At 57.0% G+C, this 13,341-nt stretch carries 9 protein-coding genes; 1 reads left to right on the forward strand and 8 read right to left on the reverse strand.

Features of this window, described 5'->3' with window-relative positions; genetic code table 11:
• Positions 1–18: 18 nt before the first annotated feature.
• The 8 genes from AABC73_RS17160 to AABC73_RS17195 all read right to left on the reverse strand — a co-directional run bounded on the left by AABC73_RS17160 (position 19) and on the right by AABC73_RS17195 (position 12,771).
• Complete coding sequence (locus AABC73_RS17160; protein ID WP_341520207.1) at positions 19–3,354, reverse strand: ImcF-related family protein; 3,336 nt, start codon at positions 3,352–3,354, stop codon at positions 19–21.
• A gap of 9 nt (positions 3,355–3,363) precedes the next feature.
• Positions 3,364–4,515, reverse strand: coding sequence for a hypothetical protein (locus AABC73_RS17165; protein WP_341524267.1), 1,152 nt, complete (start codon positions 4,513–4,515; stop codon positions 3,364–3,366).
• A gap of 83 nt (positions 4,516–4,598) precedes the next feature.
• A complete protein-coding gene (locus AABC73_RS17170; protein WP_341520208.1) occupies positions 4,599–4,862 on the reverse strand; it encodes a PAAR domain-containing protein in 264 nt (87 codons plus the stop codon).
• A gap of 183 nt (positions 4,863–5,045) precedes the next feature.
• Complete coding sequence (locus AABC73_RS17175) at positions 5,046–5,843, reverse strand: hypothetical protein (RefSeq protein ID WP_341520209.1); 798 nt, start codon at positions 5,841–5,843, stop codon at positions 5,046–5,048.
• A gap of 58 nt (positions 5,844–5,901) precedes the next feature.
• The gene (locus AABC73_RS17180) at positions 5,902–6,306 is read right to left on the reverse strand and encodes a lysozyme inhibitor LprI family protein (RefSeq protein WP_341520210.1); all 405 of its coding nucleotides are present in this window, start codon (positions 6,304–6,306) and stop codon (positions 5,902–5,904) included.
• 12 nt (positions 6,307–6,318) lie between these two features.
• Positions 6,319–8,919 carry a pesticin C-terminus-like muramidase gene (locus tag AABC73_RS17185; RefSeq protein ID WP_341520211.1) on the reverse strand — a complete coding sequence of 867 codons (2,601 nt, stop codon included), beginning with the start codon at positions 8,917–8,919 and terminating at the stop codon, positions 6,319–6,321.
• A gap of 24 nt (positions 8,920–8,943) precedes the next feature.
• Positions 8,944–11,334, reverse strand: coding sequence for a type VI secretion system tip protein VgrG (vgrG, locus tag AABC73_RS17190; protein WP_341520212.1), 2,391 nt, complete (start codon positions 11,332–11,334; stop codon positions 8,944–8,946).
• Between the two features lie 510 nt (positions 11,335–11,844).
• The gene (locus AABC73_RS17195) at positions 11,845–12,771 is read right to left on the reverse strand and encodes a LysR substrate-binding domain-containing protein (RefSeq protein WP_341520213.1); all 927 of its coding nucleotides are present in this window, start codon (positions 12,769–12,771) and stop codon (positions 11,845–11,847) included.
• 162 nt (positions 12,772–12,933) lie between these two features.
• On the opposite strand from AABC73_RS17195, the gene AABC73_RS17200 reads away from it, so the two are divergent.
• On the forward strand, positions 12,934–13,338 hold the full coding sequence (locus AABC73_RS17200) for a RidA family protein (RefSeq protein ID WP_341520214.1): 405 nt from the start codon (positions 12,934–12,936) through the stop codon (positions 13,336–13,338).
• The last annotated feature ends 3 nt before the right edge of the window (positions 13,339–13,341 follow it).

The raw sequence follows: 13,341 nt of genomic DNA on the forward strand, positions 1-13,341 counted from the left end.
TTTTTCTGCAATGACCTTTCACTTCCCCCGAACGAGAAATATCTCCTTCGGCATCTTGAACCCCCGCAACTTGAGCAACGCCATCGGCCCCGCGCCCAGTTCGGTGCGCAGATGCCAGGTCAAACCGAGGCCGTCGGGGGCGGTGAGGACCATGCGGTAACGACTTTCGCCGTCGTCCAGCAGGGTCATTTTGGCGTTCTCCAGCAGGCGGATCAGGCCCCAGGTGCCTTGATAGTCGCCGAACAGGCGCTCGCCGGTGTGCACGCTGGTCCACGTGAGGCTCGCGCCCGGATGGTCGCTGCGGCCCGGCCAGTTGAAGCGTTGCCATTTTTCCCGCTGATTGAAGTACTCGTGTTTTTCGCCGTTGAGGGTGAAGGTGGTTTGCACCACGTTGCGCACGGCTTTGCCACTGAGCTCGAAACTCAAGCCCATGCCGCCGTCGGTGTAGAGCACGTCGGCCAGATGGCTGAGCTGGTTGATGGCGGTCAGAAATTGCGGATTCAGGCGCAAGCCCTGGCTATGGCGCGTGTCTGCCACCCACTGGCTGCCTTCCTTGCGCAGCACGCCGCTGAGCTGGCGCTGCAAGAATTGTTCGATGCGCCCGGAATCGGCGCGGATCATTTGCCCGAGCATGGGCAGCGAGATGTCGCTGGCGGTGGCCGCAAAGGGGTAACGGCCGGTGAAGGCGCTGTCCCAGTCGCTGACAACCGCACGCTGCCACTGTTTGTTGAGGCTCGCCGCCGAGGGTTGCAGGACTTTTTGCCAGGCTTGATCCAGCGGCTGCACAAACAAGGTCTGGCCAATTCCGGCCCATTCGGCGCCCAGACTCGCGGCGATCAGACGGCCATAGGATTGGGTGTCGGTCAGGTCGATGCTGTTGCCCTGAAACACCGTTTGCGCCAAAGCCTGGGTCATTTCCAGCGGGTCGGGTGCGTTGCTGATTTGCTGCAACTTCAAGCGCACGCGGGTCACGCGGGTGAGAAACGCCTGCACGCTCAGGCTGTCATCGCTGGCCGCACTTTCCGGGCCTTTGCCGAGCAGGGCCAGCAAGGGACCAAAGGTTGCATCCAGCGGCCCGCGCGGGCCGAGTCCTAGCTGGTCGATGACGGGGGTCGCGTCCTGTTTGATCAACTGCTGAGCCGACTGAATCAACGAGTCAGCCAACGCCTGCCCACGCGTGCCAGCCTGTCCTTGCCACGCCAACGTATTCATCAACGCGATGACCGGCGATTGGCGCACATCGCTCATCAGCGTCAACTGGTCGATCACTTCGGCCAGACTACCGGCACGCTGCCAGCGCAGGCTGTTGAGAAACGCCAGCCACGCACCGCTGTAATCCTGAAAGTAGCGTTGGGTGAGGCGTTCGCGCAGCACGTCGGGGGTCAGTTCGGCGGCGATGTCCGTCTGGCTGTCGCTGAGCACCCAGTCGATTTGCTCGCGGCGTGCGTCGGCAATGTCATCAATCGCCTTGCGCACCTGGCCTTCCCAGGCCTGACGGGTGAACACGCCGGGCACCTCGGCGCCCGAGGACAACAGCGTCAGCGCATCGGTGTCGCCGACCATGTCGTGCAGGCTCAATGCCGGAGAGTGATTGGCCGCCGCGTCGAGCACCTTCTGGTACAGATTGGCTTCGGCATTGCGCTGGCCCAATTGACCCAGCAGCACTTGCCGCGCCTGCGCCACCAGCGTCGGATTGGCTTCAATGCGCCAGTCCGGATGCGCGGCCAGGTGCTCGCTGTAAAACTTCCAAAGTCCGGGCGACAAACCTTGCCACAAGCCCGGCGAAATACCCTCACGCTCAGGTTCGGCATTGCCCAAAGCCTTGGTCAGAAAGGCCGCATCGACTTTTTCCGGACGCGCCATCATCAGGTACGCCTTGAGCTGTTGGTACGCGTCGTTGGCACGCTTGGCACGCTCGGGACTGTCCGGCGCCAGCTTGACCAACGCCCGAAGTTGGCGCTGCAGATTCGCTGCCGCCGGGTCGCGCATCAGGCGATTGTTGGCTTCGATATAACGCGGCCACAGCGCATCGAGCAGCGCCTGATTCTGGTTCAGGCCAAAGCGCTGATACCAGGCCGCGCCGTGTTCAAGGCGATAATCCAGCCGCGCCATTTCCCGCACCCAGTCGTTCAGCGCTCGCAGCTGTGCATCACCATTGCCGGGCTGTTGCAGGGTCGCGAGCGAGGTGTGCAACTGGGCGATTTGTTGGCGATTGCTGGCGAACGACAACAGCATGCCCGCGCCCCACAGCAGTGCCAGGCTGAGCAGCAGGACATGAGCGATGCGGGTGGCGGGCCAGCCCAAGCGACGCACGTTGACGGCCTGGTCTTCAACTACGCCACACCACGCCGGATCCAGCAGCCAGAGGTTGGGGTAATCACTTGTAGCTCGCGACACCGGCAGGCTGAACCACACGCCACGCAGCGGCAAACCCCGAGCGAAATCACCGAGCAACGGCGCGAGCGCCTGGCGCCAACGGGCGATGCCCTCGGTTTGCAAGTCGCGAGACAAACGAAACAGGAAATCATGCTCAAGCGCGGTTTCCATCTGCGCCAGGCCCGCCAGCCGCAAAGGCTGCGGCAACTCGCTGAGACAGCTTTCCAGCTGCGGCGCCGTCAAGCGCGCCGGCAACAGACAACCCACCGAATCGGTCGGGCGTTCAAGTTGCGACCATTCACTGGCGCAGACCTGCCACAGGTGCAGCGGCAACTGCCAACACAAGGCACTCGCCAGACTTTTCAGGTTGCGCGTCCCCGTATTCATCGCCGCAGCATCGGCGCTCTGCGCCTTGCTCAACGCCCAAACCACCCCATCCAACGGCCGCCCCCGCGTCAAACCGCGCCACCGCGCAACGAACGATTCATGCAATTCAACCTGCGGACTGCCGCCCCACAACAACACCGTGCCCTGGCCTTCCTGCCAAAGGTCTTTGGCCAGGCCGGGAGCGATGGCTTCGATCTGCTCGGGTTCGCCGACGATGAGTAAAAGGCGGAAGTGGCGGCGCCAGAAGAAGTGGGAGCGGGCTTGAAGACGCTCGCGCAACGTTGAGCAGACTTTCTGAGAAGCCGTATCGGTTTGCTGCGTAAGCGGTTGCGGTTGGCGCGCATCATCTGGTTTTTGCCCTTGGTAAACCGTGCCTCCCAGTTGAGTCACCAGCAGCCAGTAGCAACCGAGCAACAACACCCCAATCAACGTTGTGATCCACACCACCAAAAGCCAGATGGTTTGCGCGTCACTGCCGGGCTGTATACCTAACCATTCGGAACAACGCCAAATTATCGTTCCTAGAATCACGCCAGCCAGTAACAGCGCAACCGCTAGCACACTCATCCCTGAAGAGCGTCGAAACTGCATTCGATAGTCCTACGTTGAAAGCGGCGTTGCCGGTGTCAAAACCGTGCACCACAACCCCGTATCGACGGAATTGCCACCGCTAAAAATGAATTGCGCCTCGGCGCAGCCTTGAATGTTTTGTGTTGCAGCAGCGATAGCCAGCCAGGGCGCTGCTTGACCTGAATCCCCCAGTAACCCGTCCATATCGCGAAATGCCGGGGTGTGCTGCGCAGGCATCGAAACCTCAGCCAGTGCCGTGGCCAGTGCAGCGCCACGCTGCGCTACACGGCCCGCTGCCCAAACCTGTCGGATTGAACTTGCTGGCAATGGCACCCAGTCCAACGCCTGACGCACGGCGTAGAGCAGGTGTTCGGCGCTCTGCCCCTGCTCCTCTTCCGGGCGGTGTAGATAGGCAAGCGGCGGCAAGGCAACCTGCGTCAGGCTATTGCCAAACAGCAGCCCGACCGCAACCTCTGCCGTACCTTCGGGAGATAGCAGCGCGAATTGCAACGCCACCACCATCAACAGTGCTTGATCGGCAATACGCTGGTCGAGCCAATGGTCCACTGCGGCCAGCCCGAACCCCTCCACGGGCGCAATTGGCTGGCGGATACCCGACTCGCTCCAGGCCTGTTGCCATATCTGGCTCAACCGGCTTGCAGGCAGACCACTGTCGAATTCAAGCAACAGGGCCAATGGCTGATCATCAGGCAACTGCGCCAGGGTTTTGGCCATGTCAGCAAGCAATGGAACCAGCACGCGCAGCAGTACGGATTCGGGGTATTCAAGCGTATCGCCGGGCAAGCTGCTCTGCAGTACGTCAACTTCGGCCAGTCGGGATGGTTGAATTTTCAGCGCACTGGTTCCGCCAAGTAAGGCATCCAGCTGTGTGGCGGGCTGCTGCCCCCGTTCTCGAAGCCCGGTATATAGGCTCGTGCCCAACACTTGTTGGGAACGCCGCCCTCGCTGCATGCTGTGATTGATATCCTCCTGCCTAGACTCGTCCCAGCCATCGGCCACACCTTGTTGACCGACATACAACAAAGCCCGTCCAAAACCCAGGACACACCAGCCCAACAGTGGAACGCCCAAGAAACGCATCCAGAAACTCGCGGGTTGCTGGTGCAACGGCTGTGCACCGAACAGCACCGCCAGCCCTATACCCAGCAGCAAAAAAAGCACGAGCAAACCCAGCCACACTAAAACTCGAGGTCGGGTAGGCCGAATTGCCATCGCCGGAACTTCATTCAGTCGAACAGACATGGTTAGCTCGCACCCGCATCCGGCAATGAAGAAATCAGCATGCAACCGCACGCGCATAAATGCCCTTGAAACGCGACGGGCACGCCATTGTCTTTAAAGGCCGGATGCCCTTGGGCAATCACGGTTGGCCCATGGCCGGGAATCAGACAAGACACCGGATCGCCTTCGCGAGCGACACCAATGCCCTCGAACTTCATGTCTGCAGAACCGGAGAGGACGGAGCCGCCTCCGGTGGTTAGGTCGCCGATGCGGATGATGTTTTTCATATATTGCTCCTGATAGTTACGCTTCCATTGTTAACTTGACGCACGCATCAATAATTCTCATGATTGATTTTTACACTGTAACCACATTGCGAGTGGTTTCTCTACAATCACGTCTTCACCTTTGGCTGGATACATTCTTGTTGCTTCTTCATTTTTTATGAACATCCGCCGACCTGCTTCATCTCAGCAATTGTAATTAAGATCACTACATTTCAACCATCCTTCGATGACAATGTTCCCTGAAAGCCTAAACTCAACGATATTTTCACCTCCAGATAACTTTTCAAATCCCAGCAAAAAAACTTCATCACCTCGTACCAGATTTTTTTCGGATGACTGCATCGCATCTGGGGCGGAATAAATTTCTGCCAATAAAGAGCTTACTCTAGCTGTGAGTGGCGTTCTTTTTTCGAAATCAATATCATCAGATACTAGAAACTCAACAATGGTCCCGTCGGAACCATATTTCTTCCGTCTCACCTCACCGCACCCTATACAACTGTCGGAAACAATAGCGTTTACCTTCTCTCCTTGCAGGGTGTAAATATCTTCACTCCAAGCAGCACCGTTCTTGTAGGAGCTAATAATAAAACCACGTCTAACTTTGAAATTACACAAATTTCTATCACCAAACCTTAACTCATTCAAGGATCTGTTCGTTTTGTTGTAGTGCAATATTTTTGAACAGACGTTCACACCGTTCGTCGCTAAGCGAACAACAATCTCCCCAACTCCATCGTCACTCAAATCTTCGACATAGATATCGTCGTAGACTCCCTGGGGGTCATCATTAAAACCTGTAGGAAGCGACACCGGGTGTAATTTCCCCTGCTCTGAAATATACACGGCGAAAGGGGGTATGCTGTCAACTATTATTTCTTCTTTAGATGCATCATCTATTGTTTTTTTATGATCTTTCAAGCTGGCACTGGTTAGATCTGAGAGAAGTAGCAACAAAAAAATCAATAGTGATTTAGTCATTTTCTAGAGCATCCGCATCGATCGAAAGCATGTTTTTCCATTTATTCAAGTACATTCGTTAGAATCTCAGATCATTCAGGTAGCGACTTCTTTCAGCGCCCTCTCTCGCAAAACAGTAGTTTTTGGTTGTTTCAAAGGCCTGCGTTCCAGACTCGATCACAAAAACCTCAATAGCACAGTTTTCATCCCTCAATTTAATCCAAGTTAACTGCGATTTCTTGACAGTCGATTTCAGCTTCTCTCCTAGGCTAGGCATGGACTTATAGTCTTTGGAAATCATGTCGTTCAACCTTTTATACGCGGTATTCAAATCTTGATCAGCAATTTTTTTATTATACTCTGAGCACTCATAGATGGCTTGACTGCTCAGGTTGCTTGCAGCACATATCCTGGGAAGCAAAACCTCTGCGTGACAGATGCCAAAAGAGAAGAGCGGTAGTATTAATAAAAATCTAGTACGCATCGATATTTCCTATCAATTATTTCTAAGATATTTTGCCCGACGTCGACCGGGCTCATATTGACTAATTGCAGGCGTCCCTTCGACATATGAAATCATCTCTGATTTACTGTTGCGCATTCCCGCCTTCATTGGATTGGGACCACCAGTAAATCCTTGATAGACAAAATCAACCAACACATCCTTGATTGTCGGATCAAGGCTTTTCCACTCAAACCTGTCACTTTCAGCAGCAGTCCATTTATTGTAGTTTAAAATGGCTCTCTCGACGTACGCAGGGTAGATGATATTGAATAGTGATATTTGTTGGCCAGTTGTGATCTCACCAATAAGTAATTTATTGTCTTTAACAAAATCGCTCGCGCCCCCCCCTTTCAAACCATAGGCCTGCGAAATCCTTTGAGCCTTTTCATCTTCAATGCCAGCCTGTAACATATGTGCATATATTTCGCCCTTAGTTCGATTCCCCATGTCGTACCCTCGACCTAACGTCACACCAGATAGGTCATTACCTGGCCAGTGGATAACTCGGCTGTAGTGCATTGAACTTGGAATATCATTGCCTTCAGCATCGAAGGTGATCTGCCCTGCAAGGATTTTCACACCCTGAATATTGGCAAAACACCCCACCAACCCCACCGGATGAAAGTGACAAACCTTCGCCCACGAATCCAGTCCCACTTTCTCCGCAACTTCATCCCACCAACTCAGTTGTTTGATGCGCTCTTTTTCTGCCAGCCAGTTCAGGTGCGGGGTTGAGCCGCTGTGGCCGAGCATTTCGTCCATGGCGTCCCACTTGCGTGGCCGGTGAACCCATTCGGTTTCGTAGTCGATGATCAGTTGCGAGATGGATTGGGCGTGGGCCGGCAGGTTGAGGGCGGCCTGTATTTCGTCGCCGGACATTTTGCCGTCGCGGTCGCGGTCGATGATCTCGAACAGGCGGCTCATGACTGGCCCTTGGTCCACATCGTCGGCCAGGGCACCGTATTGCGCGAGTTGCGCTTCGCTGAACTGGTTGACGGCGCGCAGGTAGGAGGCGAGGAATTTGCGCGGCACGTCGTAGTTGAAGATGACGTCGTAACCTTCCCATGCCCACGGACTGAACCACGGGGTAACGCCCACTTCCTCGCGGACCCAGCCGTCGAGCAAAGTGTTGTTGGCGTCATGCAGCAGACCATCGAGGCGATACCAGTTACAGGCCTTTTTGTCCGGGGTGGCCGCGACCGCGATTTTCTTTTCAGGGGGCAGCCCGTCGAGCAGGCTTTTTGGAACGAGCAGGTCAGCGTCGCTGAGGGCGTGGGGCGCGTTCAGCGTGGGTGGCTGTTTGGCGTTGAAACGCTCTTGATGGGTCACCACGGCGCTGCCCTTGGCGAGTTTCAGCCAGGTCTTGCTGGTGACAGGTAAACGCTGCGCCCAGGCGCGACTGGCGGCGATAAACGCTTTGACGTTATCGCCGCTGAACATTTCGAGGTGCAGCTTCTGTTCCGGCTGGTCCGCGTAGCAGTCCTGATACTGACCAATGTGGCCGATCAGGTCGCCGGCCTTGATCGGCACGGGCTTTTCCAGCACCACCACCTGATCGTGAGCCTGGGGTTCAAGGGCACTTAACAAGGACTTGAAATGAACGTACTGGTTAACGCGCTCCAGCTTGCGGTAGTGGCCGGTGCCGCTGACGGTGACTTCTGTGCCGTGGGGCAGTTCGCCGATGACCTTGCTGTCAAAGTTCGCTTCGGCCCGGACCCTGAGCGAGCTGTCGCATCTGATCCGATACTCGCCTGCGGCCAGGGGCTCCAGATAATGGCTGGCGAGGTAGCCGAGCAATTTCCCGTCACCATCTTGCAGAAAGGTCGGCCCCGGGGTGTTTTCCAGTTTGCGGAAGTCACCCTGGCCGCTGATCGTGACCTCAGCGCCTCTTGGCAGCAGGTCGAGCACCTTGCCTTGCCAGTTCTTGTTGCGCACGTTCAAGCCCACCTGCTCCGGCTGACCGGGACGGGGGTCTTTGACGTCAGACTTGACCCGTCGAATCGCCGCTTCGGGCCAGAACGGCGGTCGGGCGATGGCAGGATCATCCCGGTAAACCGCCCAGTCCTGCAGGTGCATGTACAGGCTGAAGAAGGTCAGGCTGGGCGGCGTATCGGCGCTGCCGTCGATCTTCGGCGCCTGAAGACGGTGCCGCACCAGCACAAAATTGCGCGAGAAAGGTTTCTGCACCGAGAGCTTGTTGACGAAAAACCCCGTGGTCGGTGAATGCTGATCAATGCGATAGGCCACCACCTCGCCATCGGCCAGACAATGCACGCTGGACTGATCGAGTGTGCCAGCGGTACCGCCATCGAAATGCACCCCGCCGTGCCACAGGCCGCTGCGGCCCAGCGGATAAAAGCCGGCCGCCGCTTTGGCCATCTGGGTCAATTGCAGCAACGGGTCGCGCTTGTCCCTGAAGGGGTGGCTCCAGTTCTTCACCGCAGGCAGTGCGGCGATAGCGGCATCGACGGGTGAAGAAGGGCGAACCGGGCCTGCGTCGGGGGTGGGCAGGACGGGACGAGGATGGGTTTCTGACCTCGTTTTTCGATCAGGGGCGGGATGCCAAAACAGCCAATCGAACCATTTAGCCATAGCGTATTTGCTCCTTGCATAAGGTCAGCCAGAGAAGTGCCGAAGTCCTTGGGATTCGGTGTCGTGCTCGGTGAGTTGGGGGGATGGCGGCATGGCCGGGGCCTGACTGGCTGCGCCGGCCTTGTATTCAAAACTCGCCGACTTGACGTTGTAGTCCCCCGCCGAGCCGGATTCGATGCTGTTCGCGTCGAGGGTGATGTAGCTGCCGCCGCCGTTGAGGATGATTTTCTTTTTGGCGGTGATGTGGATTTCATCTTCGGTGCTGGTGATCTTCAGGCCATGCCGGGCCAGCAGTTCCAGGCGGTCGTTTTGTGCCTGGATGTTCACCGGCCCCTGATTGGCGATCAGTTTGATGCCCATCTTGCGCACGAACAGGCTCATGCCTGCGCCCACGCCGATAAACAGGCGTTTCACCACGCTGATGTCGGCTTCGGCGCCCGCGTTGAGCATCAGGTTTTTCTGCGCCGCCAGTTGCAGATGCTGGCCGCTGGTCAGGGCGATGCCTTTTGGGGCGCTGAGCAATAACACCGAGGTCTTGAGCTGTTCGAGATCCTGTTTGAGCAGGTTCAGTTGCGCCTGAACATCGGCCGGATCGGCATTGGCTGCTTCCGCGTCGACCGACAGGTTTTGCAATTGCTCGCCAGCCTGTTGCAGCCGGTCGATGGCCTTGCTTATGTCGAGCACCTGGCCTTGGGCTTTGGCTTGTTCATCCGCACTAATAAAAATGCCTTTGCCACCCCGAATCGCCCCCCAGCCATCGGTCCGCAGTTCAAACCCTTCGCCGCGTTTTTTCTTCTCGGCGTCCACCAGATGCCCAAGATTCAGCTGGCTTTTGCCGCTGTGTTCGGTGCTGAGTTTGATGTGCTCGGAGCCGCGCAGGTCTTCCATGCGCAGTTTGTTGTTGGCCGGGGTGCGCAGGACGTTGCGGGTGTAGTCGCGTTTGCGCAGGGTGACGTGGTCCGGGCGGCGGTCATCGTGCAGGGCGTGGGCGATGTAAGGTCGGTCGGGGTCGCCTTGTTCGAAGGCGATGGCCACTTCGGTGCCGGCAATCAGCGGCAGATGCAGGCCGTGGGTGTCGCCGGCATAAGGGCGCGCGAGGCGCAGCAGCATGCTTTCCTGGCCGGGTTTCCAGCTGTCGCGGTCGAACAGGAAGTTGACCCGATAGTAGCCATCCCGGTCGATTTCGGAGTAAGGGGCGTTTTTCTGCGGGCTGGTGACACGCGCCGGTACGGTGCCGGCGATTTGCGGCTTCGCCACCAAGGGCGGGCGGAAACAGACGGTTTCCGAATAGGGGATGGCCTCGAAGGTGACTTCGAAACTGCGATCACGGGCGGCGCAAGTGTTCAGTTGGGTAATGACTGCGCCCGGCGCGAAGGCCTGCGGAGCGCCGGTGATTTTCAGGACCTGACCGAGGCCCAGCGTCGCGCTGCTGCTGGCACCGCTGAGTTGGGTCTGGCCGTTGAGGTAGCGCTCGTGACGCAGGCGCGCGTAGAAAAAACCGCTTTCGCTTAACAGGTCTTCATCCTGAGCAATCCGGTCGCCGAGTTCTTTGTAAGGTTCGGCGTAGTGGTACGCCTCGCCGTAGGTGGTTTTTGCGCCTCGGGTCTGATCGACTTCGCCGTTGAGCCAGGCATTGGCATCGCGATGGTGATAGGCGCGGAAGTTGATGTTTTTTTCTACCACCTTATGGCTGGTTTGCAGTTGCCACACGCCATCCTGCCCGCTGCTGGTAAAACCAGACGGCGAACGCAAAGGCAGTTCGACGCCGAACTGGTAATGACGCTGGTCGTCATGAAACTCAACAACATCAATCTTCAGACGTTGGTCGACGGTGAAGCGAAACCAGATACCCACTTCGGCCAGCAGCCGGGTAATAAACACCAGATCGCTTTCGCCGTATTGCATGACCTGTTCGCGCCTGGGGTAGTCGCGCGCCAGTTTGAACAGAAAGTCCTGGCCTTCGAAGTTGTGCCGACTGCGCAGAATGCTCTCGACAATAGTCGGCACCGACTGGTGCTGATAAATGCGGAACTGCTTGCCCTTATCGAGCAGTGCCAGACGCGGTTGCAGGGTCAGAGCGTAATGGGCTTCATCGTTGGAATCGGACAGGCGCTTGAAGCCGGTGACCACGCCATGCAACGTGCGCAGCGGCGGCTCGGGCACGACGGAAAGGAAATCCGGCGTCATCTTCGGGTACTTGGGCGGCAAGCCATGCAGACTGAACGTCGCGGCCCGACCGAGCATCTTCTCGACCGCAATGTCCTGCTGCGCAGAGGTGAACTCCACGTCGTACTTGAACGGCTGGCTCAGATGTTCTTCGCCCTTGAAAGTCAGGACGTCGAGGGATGCATCGACATCACTTACTTGCAGTTTGTGACGGCTGTGGTCGAAGAAAGCGCGCAGTGCAGTGGACATGTTCAGGCCTCCGAACGAGTGTTTAGCGGGTTGCTGCCAAGCCGATAAATCTGCGCAGTGAACGCAATACGAACATCTGAAAATGCTGATTCAACAGACGAAGGTTCACCGCAACGCAGCGCAAGAAAACAATGAAGGGACATAGAATGAACATCCTTTTAAACAAAATATTTATATGCAACGAATGAGCATTGATATTTTCACATGCCACAAAAAGGCAATGAACTTAAATGCACTCATGCAACTCGCCCCAGCTTGCGACAGGTGATGTCGGCGACTCTGCGCAGACATCAAACGGAGTGTTTATGTATTAAATGTTTGAGAGAGGTCCGGACAATGAAGTACTTCAGGCCTCTATTCCAGCCCCTGAGAGAGATATGGGAAAATTCCGACGCACTCTCGGAAATAACTTACAAACAGCCACTAAAGGATCACTGAAATCTTCACGTAGAACTTGTCGACATCAACCGATTGATCGAAAAACCTTCTCATATCGATTGAATCCGCTACTCACGCATCATGCGGGGCACCGACCGGCGCATGCTTTGCCATCAACTCGACAACCCAATCGATGAACACACGCAGCTTCACGCTGATGTGCCGGTTCGGGGGAAATGCCACGTACATCGGCATCGAGTCCAGGCGCCAGTCTGCAAACAGCGGCACCAATTCGCCTCGCGCGACACTGGCCAGGGCCATGTAGTCCGGCAACCAAAGCACCCCGAGGCCCGCCAGGCCTGCGGCGAGATAGGCATTACCATCGTCGACGGCCAGAACGTAGCGGCCCTGGATATGCACGCTTTCGTCGTTCAGGCGCATGGCATAGGGCAGCGCCTTACCGGTGCGTGCCCACAGAAAACCAACGATGCGATGCTGCGAATCTTCCAGCTCTCGCGGATGCACTGGCGTACCGACGCGCGCCAGATAACTCGGCGCCGCGTAAACACCCAGCTGGAGAGTGCCAACCCGGCGGGCCATCAAAGACTGGTCGGTCAGCTCGCCGCCACGCACCACGCAATCGACATTCTCTCCGACCATATCAACGATCCGGTCGCTCACGCCCAGGTCGATCTGGATGTCCGGATAGCGCGCATGAAAGGCGGGCAACGCCGGCACCAAAATCATGCTCGCCAGCGGGCTGGGCACATCCACGCGCAGCCGCCCCCTGGGCGATGTCGACGCGGCGGACAGGCTGGTTTCGGCGTCGTCCAGATCAGCCAGAAGCCTGACCGCACGCTCATAAAACACCGCGCCATCGGCCGTGATATTAACTTTGCGCGTGGTGCGATTGAGCAATTTGACCCGCAAGCGCGCCTCCAACTGCTGGATCAGTTGCGTCACGCTGGTCTTGCTCATATGCAGCGTCTCGGCGGCCTTGGTGAAGCTGCCCGCCTCCACCACTCTGACGAAGGCCTGCATCGCGTCAAACCGGTCCATTTTTATCCTCTGCGGGCTGGATGACTGCCTTGATTGTTTCGAATTTTCAAACAGTGTTGGCTAGAGTTGCCTGTTTATCGGGCCGGAACAAGTCCCTAAAGTCCCTTCATCGCTGAGCGGGTCGCCTTCGACTCGCTCCCTAATCCCCTGAAGGAGCTAGACATGACAATCCGTGACGCAGTTTTTCCACCCGGCCGCCAGGCGCTTTATGAGCGCAATCGTTATTCGCCGGCCATCAAGTCAAATGGCTTTTTGTTCGTCTCGGGGCAAGTCGGCAGTAACGAGGACGGCTCTCCCGAAGCGGATCTGGAAAGCCAGGTGCGGCTGGCCTTCAACAATCTCAATGCCATTCTCGGCGCGGCCGGTTGCACCTTTGATGATGTCATCGACGTGACGGTGTTCATTGTCGATCCGGAGGCGAAGTTTGAAACCATCTGGAAGGTGATTCCGGAGTTCTGGGGCAACGCGCCACACCCGACGCTGACCGGAATTGGCGTGACCTGGCTGTATGGCTTCCAGTTTGAAATCAAGGTCATCGCCAAGCTGCCGGAAAACGCTGCGGCATGACCT

Source organism: Pseudomonas sp. G.S.17, assembly GCF_038096165.1.
Taxonomy (GTDB): domain Bacteria; phylum Pseudomonadota; class Gammaproteobacteria; order Pseudomonadales; family Pseudomonadaceae; genus Aquipseudomonas.

Bases quoted from the DNA above. Each gene is read 5' to 3' on its own strand.
- AABC73_RS17160 (WP_341520207.1), bottom strand. From the start codon at position 3,354: ATGCAGTTTCGACGCTCTTCAGGGATGAGTGTGCTAGCGGTTGCGCTG.
- AABC73_RS17170 (WP_341520208.1), bottom strand. From the start codon at position 4,862: ATGAAAAACATCATCCGCATCGGCGACCTAACCACCGGAGGCGGCTCC.
- AABC73_RS17175 (WP_341520209.1), bottom strand. From the start codon at position 5,843: ATGACTAAATCACTATTGATTTTTTTGTTGCTACTTCTCTCAGATCTA.
- AABC73_RS17180 (WP_341520210.1), bottom strand. From the start codon at position 6,306: ATGCGTACTAGATTTTTATTAATACTACCGCTCTTCTCTTTTGGCATC.
- AABC73_RS17185 (WP_341520211.1), bottom strand. From the start codon at position 8,919: ATGGCTAAATGGTTCGATTGGCTGTTTTGGCATCCCGCCCCTGATCGA.
- vgrG (WP_341520212.1), bottom strand. From the start codon at position 11,334: ATGTCCACTGCACTGCGCGCTTTCTTCGACCACAGCCGTCACAAACTG.
- AABC73_RS17195 (WP_341520213.1), bottom strand. From the start codon at position 12,771: ATGGACCGGTTTGACGCGATGCAGGCCTTCGTCAGAGTGGTGGAGGCG.
- AABC73_RS17200 (WP_341520214.1), top strand. From the start codon at position 12,934: ATGACAATCCGTGACGCAGTTTTTCCACCCGGCCGCCAGGCGCTTTAT.